A 14,111-nucleotide genomic window follows, 5' to 3' on the forward strand; every position below is an offset into this window, starting at 1 on the left:
AATAGCTGATTCAACACCGCGGGGCGCACAAGATTCCCGATTCCACTCAGCCGGCCGGCGCGAGCATGTCCTTCCACCCGTTGTCGCCGGTGTGGCGGGAGTCTTCGAGTGAGTACTTGGCGCCGTCGGGTCCGAACACCTCGCCGCTGGACGGCAGGTAGATCGCGCTCGGGCTGGCCGGCGTGTACACGCACGGGTTGGGCTGCTGGCCGTTGCAGCGCACGGATCCCGAACCGGGCCGCTGCAGTGGGTCGTTGGTCAACTCGGGTGACTTCGGCAGCCGGTCGGCCGGGGCGGGGTTCATGCCGTTGTTGACCGACGGCGCCGGGATCACCCGCCCGGGGTCGACCGGTTGGTCGCAGCGGGCGCCCGGTGCCGGGCAGTTACGGATCTGGTCGGGAGATCCGTACCAGGGGTTGGTTCCCAGCGGAACATAGGGCTTGCCGTCGCGGCACTCCTTCGGCGTCGCCCTGCGCTTGCCGGGAAAGTCGGCGCACGGATAGTTGCGGGCGCCGCGCACGTCATTGGCTTGGGTGTCTTGCGGGATCTTGCAATAGGTTCCGGCCGGCAGCGGCGCCACGCTGGTATCAGCCGGTGAACGCCACTCCGAGGCCGGCAGGAATCCGGTCAGGCACGGCGGCGGGTTGTTCAGCGACAGGTTCAGGTTCAACAGCACCGATCCCGGCGCCGACGCGATCAGCGTCTGGGCCACCGAGCCGACCTCCGGCAGGAACACCAGCAACTGCTCGAGCCCTTTGTTGTAGCGCTTGAGCATGTCCGCCACGACTTCCAGATTGGCGATGGTCTGCGGCAACGACTCTCGGACGTCGCTGAACACGCTGTTGACCTGATCGGCGGTCGGTGCGCCCTTGGCCAGCACGTTCTGCAGGTGCGGGTCGTTGTCGGCGATCTGGGCGGTCAGCACTTTGAGGTTGCGTGACCACTGCGCGATCGAGTCACCGGAATCCACCTGGCTGTCGATGATCGGCGCCGCGTTGGCGATGATGTCGTCGACGTCGGACAGATTGGCCTCGAAGTCGCCGACGATGGATTGGGTCGAGTCCACGAGCCGTTGCAGTGCTGGCCCCAATCCGCCTACGGCAAGCGATGTTTCATCGAGTAGCGACGCGATCTTCTGCTTGGGCAGGACGGACAGGCTGCGGTTGGCAGCGTCGAGGGCGGGTCCGATCTCGCTGGGCACGGAGCCCTTGGTGATGGTCTGGCCCGGCGCGAAGAACTTTCCCGGGTCGCCGGTCGACACCAGGTCCACGTACTGCTCACCGATCGCCGATACCGAGTGCACATTGGCCGACGCGTCGACCGGAATCTTGTAGCGATCGTCGATGCTCAGGGTCGCCCGGACCCCGTGGGCGGTCGGCTCGACCTTGGTGACGCGCCCGATCTGGATTCCCCGGTACGTCACGTTGGACGTCCGGTACAGCCCGCCCGATGCCGGCAGCTCTGCGATCAAGCGATATTGGCCGACACCGAGCTGACTCGGGATGCGCAGGTAGAACCAGCCGAGTGCGATCATCGCGGCTAATGTCAAGGCGGCGAACACAATCAGCTGATTGCGGATGAATCGGGTCAGCATCGCATCACTCGCCTCGCTCCACCGGTGCATCGGCCGGGTTCGGCGTGAAACGGACGTCGGGCACCATCGTCGACGGATCGCGACCCCAGGACTGCTCGAGAGCGCGCAACGCTCCGGAGAACCCGGTGCCGGTGAAGATCGCGTTGTCGACGGTGCTCAGCGTCAGGTCGAGTGCACCGGAGACGTTGATGTAGTCGCCGCGAACGATTTTCGGCACACTGTCGATGTTGAACGGTGGCGACAGCAACAGCATCAGGGCGTCGACCAGATACGGCGCCGACCGGCCGAGTTGCTTGAGCGGGCGTTGCAACTCCTGAAGGTCCTGATGCAGGTCGCCTCGGGCGGCGCGGAATGTCTGATCGGTGACGTTGCTGACGCGGCCGACCGCCTCGACGGTCTCGGCGAACAGGTCGCGCTGCTTGTTGAAATGCTCGACCAACGGCGGGAATTCGGTGAGCGCACGATCCAGTGTGTCGGCACGTCGCGCGGCGAAGCCGAGCAGTCGGTCGGTGGAGTCGATCGCCTGCCGGATGTCGTCGCGCTGCTGATTCAGCTCTCGGGCGAAAACGTCCAGCTTGCCGAGGAAGTCGCGGATCTGTTGGGCCCGGCCGGCCAGAATCTTGTACACCTCGTTCTGGATGACCTCGAGATTGGGGATGCCACCGCCGCGCAGCACCATGGCGAGGCTGGCGAGTGTCTGCTCGGTCGAGGGATAGGTCGACGAGTTTCGCAGCGCGATGGTGTCGCCGGCTTTCAGCAGCTGCGGCGACGGGTCGGGCGGCGCCGCCAGTTCGATGTGCTGGGAACCCAGCAGGCTGGTCTGGCCGATCTTGGCGGTGGCGTTCTTCGGCAGCCGCACACCCTTGTCCAGGTCCACGGTCAACGTGGCGACCCAGTTCCTCAGGTCGATCGAGCGAACCGTGCCGACGAAGACGTCGGCCACCAGTACGCGACTGTTTCCGTTCAGCGCCATCGTGTTCGGCATCTGGACGAAGATCTGGTAGGAGCCCGGCCCGCTACCGGGGCCGCCGGGGAGCGGCACGTTGGCGATGCCGCGCCAATTGCCGCACGATGTCAGCACGACCGCGGCCGTCAGCACCGTCAGCGTCTGCCAGAGCCGGCGGCCGATCCGCCGCGTCGCGCGCAACGCGCTCGTCGCGCGCCTCATCGGTTGCTGGTTCGGCTTGCTCCTCGCGCGCAACGCGCTCGTCGCGCGCCTCATCGCCCCGGCCCCGGTGCGCCTGCTTCCGCCGCGCCGAGCGCAGGACCGGGCGCCGGTGACGGCAACGGCTGCGGATACCACGGCGGCGGCAGCGGGTTGTTCTCGTCGTAGGCGTTCGGCGGTCCGGTCATGGTGTGCCCGAGCGGAGGCGGGGGAATGTCGGGTCCACCCATCAGCTCGGCCAACGACGCGGCCGTCAGCAGATTCTTGGTGGCCGGCTGGACCTGCACGCCCTGCATACCGGGCGCCACGATCCAGCCCGGCTCCGAATTGCGGTGCGACCACTGGGTATCCGGCGAGAAGATGCCCGGCACGGTGGTGTCCTTGAAACCGGGCGGTGGCTGCAGACGGGGTTCTGAGTAGGCGATGTTCTTCGGCAGCGCGTCCGCGGTGCTGAACAAGTTGATGCCGTAGGGGAAGTAGTTGAACTTGATCGCGTCCAGCACCGGCGCCAGATATTGCGCGCACAGCTCCGCCGAGTCCTGGTAACCGAGTCGGCTGCCGGACTGGATCACGCTGCAGATGAACTCCATCGGGTTGGCGAAGTTGACGAATGCGGGCACCCCGGTCAATCCGCCGTGCGCCGGTTCGTAGATCCCCAGCACGTTCGCGGCCATGTTCGGCAGGATGTGCAGTGCGGTCTCCAGTCCGTCACGCGGCTCGGGTTGCATGATCGCGGTGGTCAGGTCGCCGAGATTGTTGATGTCGTGGGTCAAGGCATCACGGTTCTCGGCGAGGAATCCCTGCGCGGTCGACAGCAGGCTGTCGGTATCCCGAATTGCGTTGGCGGCAGACTGATCTGAGCTGACGAGATTGTCGGTCAGCTGGTCGAGATCCTTGTTCAGCGCGACGAACTGCTGATCGTCCTGGTGCAGCGCGTTGACGAACATCGCCAGGCTCTTCACGACCGCGAAGAAATCGCCGCGCCCCGCGTCCAACGTGCCCAGCGCATCGGACAGGCTGTTCAGCGTCGTGTTGATCTGCTGCCCTTTGCCGGCCAGCCCGTCGGCGAAGGCCTCGATCACGTCGCCGAACGGCCCCTTGGGCTGGTCCGGGGTCGGCCCCAGCTTGTCGATGATGTGGGTGACGCTGTTGCGCAACTCATCCCATTCCACCGGCACCTGAGTGCGCTCGATCGGGATGACCGCGCTGTCGGCCATCACCGGCCCACCCTTGTACGGAGGTTCCAGTTGAATGCTTCGCGATGCCACCAGGGTCGGGTTGAGCACCACTGCCGACGCATTGGCGGGCACCTTGTACTTGTTGCGGTAGTGGAACGTCACCTTCATCCGGTCGCCGGTGGGCTCGATCTTGTCGATCGCTCCGACCCGGATGCCCATGATCTGGACCTTGTCGCCGGTGTACAGGGCGTTGACGGCCGGAAAGTAAGCCACCACTGTGTTGTTGGTCAATTTTTCGTAGAGCTGCCAACCCGCTGCTGCGGCAACGAGTCCCACGATGATCGCCAGTGACCCAATGACGGCCGCGGTCTTCGAGACCTGCGGCAGGCGCAGTTTGCGAATGTCGAAGATGGTGCTCATGGTCCGCTATCCCCCGTTTCCGCCGGGTGTCAGGAAAGGGGCCGGGAGCTGCGGTCCGGGGCCGGGCGGTGCCGCTGGGCCCGGGGGGAGCGCCGGCGCGAACGTCGACTGAGCCGAAGGCGGCCCGGCAGGCTGCAGGCCCTCACGGCGTGCTCCAGGCGGTGCATCGGGCGGCAGCGGCACCGGAGTACCCGGCACGTTCGGCGCCGGCTGGCCGTGCACCCCGGCATCCGGCACACCCGGGGACGGCTGTGGGCCGTTCGGGTTGGGCCGCGACGAAAGCACATCGGGCAGTGCCGGATACGGCCCGTTGGGCCCGAACGGGCCCAGACCCTGGTCGACCCCAGCGCACGGCAGCGGGTTGCCCGGCCGCGGTGACATCTCCGCGGGGGGTGCATACGAGCACGGGCTGCCCGGTGCCACCGCCGGCCCGGGATGGTCCGGGGTCCCTTCGAGCACCGGGGGCGCGGGCGGGGGTGCACCGTTGGCGAACCGCTTGCCGTTCGGGTCGGGGTACCGGAAGGCCGGCAATCCTGCACTGCGCCAGAAGTTCTCCGGGTCGATACCGCGCTTCTTGAACGCCGCGTCAACCCACGGCTGCATGATCTGGTACGGCAGCAGGTTACCGATCATCACCTTGAAGAACGGCCCGGAGCCGACCGCCTCACTGAGAGCCGCGGTGTAGTTGCGCAGTGTATTGAGCACGGACACCAGGTCGTTCTTGTGTTGGGCCAGCACATCGGTCACGCCGTGCAACTGCTCGAGCAGATGGTGCAGATTCGGGTTGTCGTGGATCAACCCCTGCACCTGCGTCGAGAACGCCGACACGTTGGTCAGCAGTGCCGCGATGGCTTTGCCGCGCTCGTTGAACGCCGCCAGCAGCGTCTGGGTGTTGCGCAGCAGTGAGTTGATCTGCTTACTGCGGTCACCGAGGACGCCCGCCACCTTCCTGGCCTCGGCCAGGAGGTGTTTGAGCTCCTCGTCGCGTTTGCCGATGATGTCGGAGAACTTCGCCACCCCGTCCAGCGCCGAGCTCAGATGAGGGTAGGTCTGATTGATGGTGCGCGACAATACATTCAGTGATTCTTTGACGGTGTCGATGTTCCACCCGGCAGCGGCCTTGGTGACATCGAAGAACGCGTCGTACACCTGATACGGGGTCGTGCTCTGACCCAACGGCAGCACGTCGTTCGGCCTCATCCGCGTGGCGCCGCGCGGCTCGATCTCGAGAACCTTCTTGCCCAACAGCGTGTCGGTGCGGATCGACACCCGGCTCTCGGTGCCGATGGTGTGCGTGCCGGCGGTGAACTTCATCAGGATGTGATCGCCGTCGATCGACATGTCCTGCACGGTGCCGACATCGAGTCCGACGATGCGCACCTTGTCCCCTTTGCTGACGCCGCCGGAGTCGGTGAACTGCGCGTAGTAGTTCGGCGTGGCGAACAGCACCGGAAGACTGCTGAAGCTCTGTCCCACACCGACAACGAGAACCACGATGGCGATCGCGAGTACCCCGACCCGGACCCGGTTGGCGGGCTGCAGTGTTCTCATTTCAGCGTGCACCTGCCCGACGGCTGCTGGAGCAGCTTGACCGAGCGGACCGGTCCGCCGGGCTGCAGCCCGTTGACTTTCAGCGACAGGTCGCACAGGTAGAAGTTGAAGAAGTCACCGTAGATGCCGGCGGACCGGCCGATGATGTTGAACGCCGCGGGAACCTTGCCCACCAGGTCCCCGACCCGGTCACGCTGATCGTTCAGCGGGCTGGCGAGGGTGTCCAAGTGGGTGATCGCGTCGCGCAACAGCGTTCGGTTGTCGGCCAGCAGGTCGGCCACCGTTCCGGCCGCATTGCTGATATGCGCGGTCCCGTCGGCCAGCGGGGCGGCCCGGTCCTTCAGACCGGTGATCAGGCCCTCGAATTTGTCGATGGTGGTGTCGAGTTGGTCGTGATGGCGCTCGGTGGTCTGCAGCACGGTGTTCAGGTTGTGGATCACGTCGCCGATGGTCTGATCGCTTTCTGCAAGTCGCTCGGTCAGCTGCGCGGTCTGGTCGAGGATGTCGTCGATCGTGCCGCCTTCCCCCTGGAAGACGGTGATGATCGACGACGCGATCGTGTTGACCTTCTGCGGATCGAGCGAGCGGAACAGCGGTTTGAATCCGCCGATCAGCGCGTCCAGGTCCAACGCGGGCTGGGTGCGCGCCAGCGGAATGAATCCGCCTGGCGCCAAGGTCTTTTGCGAGTTCTCCCCGGAACCTCGGCCGATGTCGAGATACCGGTTGCCGATCAGATCCTGGTAGCGGATCTGCGCGGTCGTCGACTGGTAAAGCTGCACGGAGCGGTCGACCGAGAACTCCACCCGGATCCGCTTGTCACCCTCGACCAGGTCGACCTTCTTGACCTTGCCCACTTCTACCCCGGAGGCGCGGACGAACTGCCCCGGGCGCAGGCCGCTGGCGTTGCTGAACTCCGCGGAATAGGTGTTGGTGCGGTCGAACCGGATCTGCCCGAACACCACGATGATCACTGCGGTGAAGAACAATTGGACAGACACGACTGCGGCGAGCCGGGCGAGGGTGCCGTTGATTCTCATGGGTTGATCGTGTACTCCCCGTACTGGCGGCCCCACACGTATTCGTTGACCAGAGGCTGACCGAGTTCGAAGTGGTTGTACGGTGCGATGCTGTTACCGGAGTCCATCACCAGGTACGGGGCCGGCCACAGATCGCGTGAGATGGGCGCCCAGCATCCCGGCTTCCCGCCGGGGCCACCTCGGGCGTTGACCCTCGGCAGATTATCCGGATACACGTACGGGTTTTCCGTTCCGGTGATCGAGATACCGAATTGCGCCGAGTAGTGGTTGCCACTTTCGAGCTGACCGATCTTCGGCGCGATCTCAGCGAAATTGCGGATCGTGCAGAATGCCTGCGGGCTATAAGTATTCAGCAGTTGGGCGGTCGGCTTCAGGTCGGCAATGAGGCGTTCGAGGTAGGGCTTGGCGCGGGTGAAGATGTCGTTGCCGGTGTTGGCGAACCCGACGGCGGCCAGCAGCGCCGCATCGAGTTCGGCTTGGTGACGGTTGAGCGTGCGGGCGGTGGTCACGGCGTTGTCAACCGCATCGAACAGGTTCGGCGCCGCCTTGGCGTAGATGTCTGCCAGCGCTGCGAGCTGATGAATGTCGTGGCGCAGCACCGGCATCCGGGGGTTGACATGGTCGAGGATCTTGTTGCCGTTGACGATCGACTGTCCGAACTTGTCACCCAGCCCGCTCAGCGCCTGCGCCGCGGCGCTGAGCGTGAGGTTGACCTTCACCGGGTCGACGTTGTCGGCGATTTCGACGATCGTCTCGAAGACGGTGTTGAACTCCGTCGTGATCGACGTGGCGTCTATCACTGATTCCGGTGTAATTCGCTGTGCTGTCGGGTCTTTGGGTGATGTGAGTGCGACGTACTTGTTACCGAACACCGTGGTCGCCTGGATCTTGGCCACCACATTCCTCGGGATGAGGTCGACGTACTGCGGGTCGAGGTCGAGCGTGAAGCGTGCCGCCGGCTGCCCGTGATGCTCGATCTCGGAGATGCCGGCCACCCGGCCGATGCTGACGCCGTTGTAGGTGACCTTCGAGCCCCGGTCCATCACCAGACCGGCGCGCGCGGCGAGCATCGTCAACTCGGTCTTGGGGGTGAAGTCGCCGCGAAACTGCCCGTATATCAACGCGAGCAGCAACGCACAGGTCAAGAACAGACCGATGCCCGCGGCGGTATCCGGCCAGGTGCGGGTCTTTCGTTCCTTCTTCGTCGACGGGCGCGCGGTCACCATCGGCTACACCGTGAGGTTGAAGTTCGGGTCCACGCCGTACAGCGCGAGCGAGGTCAGCAGGACGACGATCACAGTGGACACCAACGAGAAACGCATCGATCGGCCGACCGCCTCGCCGACACCGACCGGCCCGCCGCTGGCGTTGTAGCCGTAGTAGCAGTGCGTGATCATCACGATCACCGCCATGACGATCACCTCACCGCCGGACCAGAAGACGTCCTCGGTGCGCAGGAACGTGCGGAAGTAATGCTCGTAGGTGCCCGCCGATTGGCCGTAGAACAGCGTCGTGACGACCTGCCCGGACAGAAACGACATCACCAGGGCCATCGCATAGAGCGGCACGACCACCACCAGCCCGGCCATCAGCCGGGTGGACACCAGGAAGGCCACCGATTTGATCCCCATCACCTCGAGGGCATCGATCTCCTCGCTGATTCGCATCGCGCCGAGCTCGGCGGTCGCCCCCGCGCCGACCGTCGCCGCCAGCGCGACTCCGGTCACCACCGCGGTGACGACCCGGACGTTCGCCAGCGCGGCGAAGAACCCGGTGAACGCCTCGACACCGATGTTGCCGAGCGAGGCGAATCCCTGGATGGCGATCAGCGAACCGCCGGACAACGTCACGAAACCAACGATCGCGGCGGTGCCGCCGACGACCGCCATCGCCCCGGTGCCCATGCCGATCTGCGCGATCAGCCGCAGCGTCTCCCGGCGGTAGCGGCGCAGTGCCCAGCCGGTGGACCACGCACTGTTGATCGAGAACCGGGTCAGATGCCCGGCTTTATTGACACCCCGGATAGCGCCGCCTCCATAGTGATTGACGTTCGCGACGGTGCGGGGAAAGCGTGCCCGAACAACGGCGGCGGTCGACATGTCAGCGGCCCGTCCCGAATCGCACACCGATGGTGGTCAGCACCACGTTGACCGCGAACAGCGCAAGCACGCACAGCACCAGCGTCTCGTTGACGGCGACACCGACGCCCTTGGGCCCCCCTTTGGTGGTCAGTCCCCGGTAGCAGCCGACCAGACCCGCGATCGTCCCGAAGATGGCGGCCTTGACCATTGCGATCAGCACTTCGGGCAACCCGGTGACCAGGGTGAGTGTGGCGAGATACGCACCGCCCGAGACGTTTTGGAGTTTGACACCGAACAGGAATCCGCCCACCAGGCCGATGGTGATGACGGTGCCGTTGAGCAGGGTCGCGACGACGGTGGCGGCAGCCACCCGAGGTACCACCAGTCGGTGGATGGGGTCGATACCGAGAACCTCGAGGGCGTCGATCTCTTCGCGGATCGTGCGGGCACCCAGGTCGGCGCAGATCGCCGTCGACCCGGCCCCGGCCACCACCAACACGGTGGTCAGCGGCCCGAGTTGAGTCACCGCGCCGAGTGCGGCACCGGCACCTGAAATGTCCGCTGCGCCAAAGGAGGCCAGCAGCGTGTTGAGGGTGAACACGATCAGCACAGTCAACGGAATCGAGACCGCAATGGTGGGCAGTAAGGCGACCCGGGTGATGAACCACGTCTGGACGATGAACTCGTCCCAGTGAAAAGGCGGGCGCAGCAACGCTTTTCCGGTGAGGGTGCACATCCGGGCGAATCCACCGACGGTGGTCAACGGCGGCGTGAGTTGCTCACGCAGGTAACTGGCGAGGCCGGCCGGCGCCGTCGCCGTCATCCTCGCCCCACCCGGACCGCGAGTGGGTTCACCCATGGCTGCGGCATCATCCGCGGGACGCTACCATACCTTTTGGTATGGTAGCGAGAATCTGGGCACACGGCAGGCGTCAGCGCAACGGCCACTTCTTCACCATGCGTCACACTATGTAACACAAATCACTACAGCTTCATCAGACACGCGGGGGTCGCGGCACCCAAATCGCAGTGGCCAAAACTGATCGCGCGCCGCAACGTTCGGCGTGACCGCTATTCGGCAGGTGTAGCTTTACTACTTCGTTTCGCGTTCTTCAGCCTGGCCCAGAATCGCGCGGCCTCGCGTATTGATTCCTCGACAGGCCTTGGCTCCCAACCTAATTCGCGTTTGGCCTTGCTGTGGTCGACCGGCGCCTCGGCGCGCATCATCCGTACCGATTGCATACTGAGTTCGGCGTCTTTACCCGTCAGCTTTGCGCGCAGACTGCCCAGCAGCCCCATCGCATAGAGCACCGGCACCGAGATGGACCGCCGCGGTGCCGGCACTCCGGCCTCGTCGGCGGCGATCTTGACCACGTCTTTGAGTGCGATCATCCGCTCGGAGATGATGTACCGCTCGCCGTTGCGGCCGCGCTCTGCGGCGATCAGCATTGCCTGCGCGGCATCGTCGACGCCGACCACTTCCAGCTCGATGCCGTTCATCAGGAACGGCAGCTTGCCGAATACCGCCCCCGCGATGAACGCGCCGTGTGGAGTCCGGCCCCAGTCGCCGTCGCCATAGGTCGTCGACACACACATGGCCACCGCGGGCAGCCCCTTCTCCGATGCGTACCGCAGCACCAAATCCTCGGCCTGGACCCGCGATTGCACGTATGGGGTCAGCCCGCGGCGGTCGATCTGCTCGCTCTCGTCCGCCACGTGGCCGCGCCGGCGCGCCATCGTGGCGTAGGTGCTGGTGAACACGAAACGCTGTAACGAGGCAGCGACCGATTCTTCGACGGCGACCTCGAGGACGTTGCGCAGACCGTCGACGTTGGTGCGGAACAACGGCGCTGGGTCCTGCAACCAGGCCCGGGTGTCGACCACGCAGTAGTACACCTGATCGCAGCCGGCCATCGCCTCGCGCACGACGGCGGTGTCGAAGACGTCGCCGTGGAAACGGGTGACGTCGAGATCGTCGATGCTGCGGGTGTTCGCGCCCGCGCGAACCATCACGCGGACGTCGGCACCGGTGCCGACCAGTTGGCGGGTGACGTGCGAGCCCAGGAATCCGTTGGCGCCGATCACCAGCTTGGGGGCGGTCACTGTTGTCCTCCGAGCAGTGTGCCGTATTGGCTCAGCCATTGGGCGGCGTCATCGTCAAGCGTGCCAAGCTGTTCGGCTTTCTTGCACCACTTGATGCCAGCCTGCATGAAGCGCAGTGGGTTGTAGATGTCCTCTTGCCGCGACCACTTGCCGTCGCCGGCGTAGGTGACGATCGAGATGTTGGTGGCGCTGATGATCGTTCCGTCGCCCGGATCGCGCATCGGGTTGTCCAATTCGCAGATGATTCGCCCGGTGGTCTCGTCGATCACCGACCACAGTGCGGGGAATTCGGTCATGTGGCTTCCGGGAAATGTCGTCATCGTCCTGCGAATCCAGGCGCGCACTTCGTCGGGGCCCTTCATGGTGCCGGCCGCATGCTCGATGTAGTCGACGTCCGGGGTGTAGTGCTGCACCCACTGGTCCCAGTCCTTGGTCTCGGCGGCACGGGCGACGGTCTGCTCGAAGGTGGCGAACGCGGCGGCGAGTTCGTCCCGGGAAAAAACCTGGTTCACGCAGAAACTAGAACACGTTCTATCGCGGTTTGTCGAGCAATAGCCGGAACGCAAAACGTCCGACCGGCACTTCTGGCAGTGCGCGGCGTGACACGGAATAATCGAGAGATGACGGACTTCAGCAAGGCAATTCTGGCCGGCGGCTGCTTTTGGGGAATGCAGGATCTGATCCGCAAGCAGCCGGGTGTGGTGGCGACCCGAGTCGGCTACACCGGCGACCCACGCGTACCGAATGCCACGTACCGCAATCACGGCACCCACGCCGAGGCCATCGAGATCATCTTCGACCCGGCGCACACCGACTTCCGGGCCATTCTCGAGTTCTTCTTCCAGATCCACGACCCGACCACCAAGAACCGCCAGGGCAACGACGTCGGGGCGAGCTACCGCTCGGCGATCTTCTACCTCGACGAGGATCAACACAGGGTCGCGCTCGACACCATTGCCGACGTCGAGGCTTCCGGCCTGTGGCCGGGCAAGGTGGTCACCGAGGTCAGCCCCGCCGGCGACTTCTGGCAGGCCGAGCCGGAACATCAGGACTACCTGCAGCACTACCCCAACGGCTACACCTGTCACTTCATCCGCCCGGGCTGGAAACTGCCGCGGCGGGCGGGCGTCGAGAGCTAGTTGCCGATCGCGCGGAGCTGATACAGCCCGCGACTGGTCGCTACCGTCTTGCCGTCGGCGTCGATCACCGTGGCGTCGAGGGTGAAATCCGCCTTGCCCCGCTCGGCGGCCTCGGCTTCGATCCGCGCGATGGTCTCTTCGTCGAGGCTGGCCTCGGCTCGCAACTGCGATTTGGCCATCGCGACGAACGAGATGTCGATGTTTTTGACCAGCGGAAAGTACTTGGCGCTGTCGAACGTGCTCAAACTGACGATGCCGCCCAGGATTTCGGCCACGGTGAACTGCACACCGGCGTAGATCACGCCGAAGTGGTTCCCGTTGCCCTCGACCGGGACGGTCGTCGCAGCAAAGCCCCGTCGAGCCTCGACGACCTGCACGCCCATGTTGTGCGCGGTGGGAATCGTCGATCCCAGCGCGCTGTTCATCATCTCGACTAGCTGGTCGCTCACGATCGCAAATCCTAGCGCCGCCGGACCACGATCTTTCCGCCGTCCTTCGGGGTGTAGGCCACACCGCGGCAGTGCAACTTCTCCGCCGGAGCGTTCGTGGCTTCGATCGTGAAGTGGCGCAACACCGTTCGGAGCACCACGTCCATCTCCACGTTGGCGAACACCGCGCCGACACAGCGACGGGTGCCGCCGCCGTAGGGAATCCAGGCGAAGCTGGGCGGCTTGGCCCCGACGAAGCGCTGTGGGTCGAACCGTTCGGGCTGCGGGAACAGATCGGGGTCGCCGTGTAGCCGCGAGATGCTGACGATGATGGTGTGCCCGCGCGGGATCGACCAGTCGCCGAGTTCGTACGTCGGCGCATGGACGTGGCGTCCGACGGCGTCGATGACGGTCCTGCTGCGCTGCGTCTCCAGGATGGTGGCCTGACGCAATTCGTTGTCCTCGGTGTCGGCCTCGGCGGACAGCGCCGTCAGCACGCCGGGATGCCGACTCACCCGCTCGAACACCCAGGCCAGCGCGGAGGCAGTGGTTTCGTGCCCGGCCGCCAACAGAGTCAACAGTTCGTCGCCGATGTCCTCGCGCGACATCGCCAGCCCGTCTTCGTAGGTGCTGCGCAGCATCAGCGCCAGCACGTCGGTGCGGTCCTCCAAATACGGGTCGGCACGTTCGTCGTCGATCAGCTTGTCGACGATCGCGTCATAGCGTGCCCGCCACTCCGCCAGCCGGCCCCATGGCGTGTAACGGCCATACGTGCGAGGTGGTTTGGGCAGGGTCGCCAGCCGCGAGCCGAGCGTGACCCACGGTGGGATGATGCGGCGTAGCTCGTCGAGATCGGCGCCCTCGGCGCCGAAGACCGCGCGCAGAATCGCGTTGAGCGTGATCCGCATGGTCGACGGGAGCGTGGCGAACGGTGTCCCCTGCGGCCAGGTGGCGATCTCGCGTCGCGTCTCCTCTTCGATGATCGTCTCGTAGTTCTTGATGCTCTTGCCGTGGAAGGGCGGGGCCAGCAGCCGACGGCGCTGCCGATGATCCTCGCGGTCCAGCGCGAATACCGATCCCGAGCCCAGCAGCCGGCTCAGGTTGGGCTGGATGTTGCCGAGCACCTCCGGGCTGGTGGTGAAGATCTGCTTGGCCAGTTGCGAGTCGGCCACCAGCACGATCGGGCCGTAGATCGGTACGTGCAACGAGAAGACGTCGCCGTAGCGCTGGGCGATCCGGTTGACGAGCGGTCGCCGGAAGAATCCGAATGCCGCGCCCTGCAGCACCTTTGGTATCCGCGGGCCCGGGGGCAGCGCAATGGCGGACGCGGCCGGAGCCACATGCGTTTCGACGGTGCTCATGGTGGTGCACTCCCAACGTCGCAGCGTGGTACTGCGCCGTACCACGATTCTGTC

At 65.2% G+C, this 14,111-nt stretch carries 13 protein-coding genes; 1 reads left to right on the top strand and 12 read right to left on the bottom strand.

The genetic code is table 11. The features are described from left to right. Nucleotides 1-46 precede the first annotated feature (46 nt). From ACZYW1_RS10300 to ACZYW1_RS10345, 10 genes are all read right to left on the bottom strand, one after another. Entirely contained in the window at nt 47-1,594 is a 1,548-nt protein-coding gene (locus ACZYW1_RS10300; RefSeq protein WP_463785470.1) for an MCE family protein, read from the bottom strand. Between the two features lie 4 nt (nt 1,595-1,598). Continuing rightward, nucleotides 1,599-2,762, bottom strand: a complete 1,164-nt coding sequence (locus ACZYW1_RS10305; RefSeq protein WP_463785471.1) for a virulence factor Mce family protein — start codon at nt 2,760-2,762, stop codon at nt 1,599-1,601. A 50-nt stretch (nt 2,763-2,812) separates the two neighbouring features. Continuing rightward, nucleotides 2,813-4,357, bottom strand: coding sequence for a virulence factor Mce family protein (locus ACZYW1_RS10310; protein ID WP_463785473.1), 1,545 nt, complete (start codon nt 4,355-4,357; stop codon nt 2,813-2,815). 6 nt (nt 4,358-4,363) lie between these two features. Then, entirely contained in the window at nt 4,364-5,908 is a 1,545-nt protein-coding gene (locus ACZYW1_RS10315; protein ID WP_463785474.1) for an MCE family protein, read from the bottom strand. Then, the gene (locus ACZYW1_RS10320; RefSeq protein WP_463785476.1) at nt 5,905-6,945 is read right to left on the bottom strand and encodes a virulence factor Mce family protein; all 1,041 of its coding nucleotides are present in this window, start codon (nt 6,943-6,945) and stop codon (nt 5,905-5,907) included. Before ACZYW1_RS10320 ends, ACZYW1_RS10315 begins: the two co-directional genes overlap by 4 nt. After that, complete coding sequence (locus tag ACZYW1_RS10325; RefSeq protein ID WP_463785477.1) at nt 6,942-8,171, bottom strand: MCE family protein; 1,230 nt, start codon at nt 8,169-8,171, stop codon at nt 6,942-6,944. Before ACZYW1_RS10325 ends, ACZYW1_RS10320 begins: the two co-directional genes overlap by 4 nt. Nucleotides 8,172-8,174: 3 nt before the next feature. Beyond that, nucleotides 8,175-9,044, bottom strand: coding sequence for an ABC transporter permease (locus ACZYW1_RS10330; RefSeq protein ID WP_463785478.1), 870 nt, complete (start codon nt 9,042-9,044; stop codon nt 8,175-8,177). A gap of 1 nt (nt 9,045) precedes the next feature. Further along, on the bottom strand, nt 9,046-9,849 hold the full coding sequence (locus tag ACZYW1_RS10335; RefSeq protein ID WP_463787784.1) for an MlaE family ABC transporter permease: 804 nt from the start codon (nt 9,847-9,849) through the stop codon (nt 9,046-9,048). Between the two features lie 248 nt (nt 9,850-10,097). Then, complete coding sequence (locus ACZYW1_RS10340) at nt 10,098-11,129, bottom strand: NAD-dependent epimerase/dehydratase family protein (protein ID WP_463785479.1); 1,032 nt, start codon at nt 11,127-11,129, stop codon at nt 10,098-10,100. Then, a complete protein-coding gene (locus ACZYW1_RS10345) occupies nt 11,126-11,641 on the bottom strand; it encodes a nuclear transport factor 2 family protein (RefSeq protein WP_463785480.1) in 516 nt (171 codons plus the stop codon). The genes ACZYW1_RS10340 and ACZYW1_RS10345 overlap by 4 nt, the downstream gene beginning before the upstream one ends. A 108-nt stretch (nt 11,642-11,749) precedes the next feature. Here ACZYW1_RS10345 and msrA point away from each other — a divergent pair, with 108 nt between their 5' ends. Beyond that, nucleotides 11,750-12,268 carry a peptide-methionine (S)-S-oxide reductase MsrA gene (gene msrA / locus ACZYW1_RS10350; RefSeq protein ID WP_463785482.1) on the top strand — a complete coding sequence of 173 codons (519 nt, stop codon included), beginning with the start codon at nt 11,750-11,752 and terminating at the stop codon, nt 12,266-12,268. Here the strand turns inward: msrA and ACZYW1_RS10355 are convergent. Beyond that, a complete protein-coding gene (locus ACZYW1_RS10355; protein WP_463785484.1) occupies nt 12,265-12,717 on the bottom strand; it encodes a PaaI family thioesterase in 453 nt (150 codons plus the stop codon). The two genes, msrA and ACZYW1_RS10355, sit on opposite strands and share 4 nt — an antisense overlap. Before the next feature lie 11 nt (nt 12,718-12,728). Continuing rightward, a complete protein-coding gene (locus ACZYW1_RS10360; RefSeq protein ID WP_463785486.1) occupies nt 12,729-14,057 on the bottom strand; it encodes a cytochrome P450 in 1,329 nt (442 codons plus the stop codon). Nucleotides 14,058-14,111: the final 54 nt, after the last annotated feature.

The organism is Mycobacterium sp. IDUB_36, from assembly GCF_055419225.1.

What these genes read in the sequence shown, in the direction of transcription:
- ACZYW1_RS10315 (WP_463785474.1), bottom strand. Translation starts at nt 5,908, where the DNA reads ATGAGAACACTGCAGCCCGCCAACCGGGTCCGGGTCGGGGTACTCGCG.
- msrA (WP_463785482.1), top strand. Translation starts at nt 11,750, where the DNA reads ATGACGGACTTCAGCAAGGCAATTCTGGCCGGCGGCTGCTTTTGGGGA.
- ACZYW1_RS10310 (WP_463785473.1), bottom strand. Translation starts at nt 4,357, where the DNA reads ATGAGCACCATCTTCGACATTCGCAAACTGCGCCTGCCGCAGGTCTCG.
- ACZYW1_RS10360 (WP_463785486.1), bottom strand. Translation starts at nt 14,057, where the DNA reads ATGAGCACCGTCGAAACGCATGTGGCTCCGGCCGCGTCCGCCATTGCG.
- ACZYW1_RS10305 (WP_463785471.1), bottom strand. Translation starts at nt 2,762, where the DNA reads ATGAGGCGCGCGACGAGCGCGTTGCGCGCGACGCGGCGGATCGGCCGC.
- ACZYW1_RS10330 (WP_463785478.1), bottom strand. Translation starts at nt 9,044, where the DNA reads ATGTCGACCGCCGCCGTTGTTCGGGCACGCTTTCCCCGCACCGTCGCG.
- ACZYW1_RS10335 (WP_463787784.1), bottom strand. Translation starts at nt 9,849, where the DNA reads ATGACGGCGACGGCGCCGGCCGGCCTCGCCAGTTACCTGCGTGAGCAA.
- ACZYW1_RS10300 (WP_463785470.1), bottom strand. Translation starts at nt 1,594, where the DNA reads ATGCTGACCCGATTCATCCGCAATCAGCTGATTGTGTTCGCCGCCTTG.
- ACZYW1_RS10320 (WP_463785476.1), bottom strand. Translation starts at nt 6,945, where the DNA reads ATGAGAATCAACGGCACCCTCGCCCGGCTCGCCGCAGTCGTGTCTGTC.
- ACZYW1_RS10325 (WP_463785477.1), bottom strand. Translation starts at nt 8,171, where the DNA reads ATGGTGACCGCGCGCCCGTCGACGAAGAAGGAACGAAAGACCCGCACC.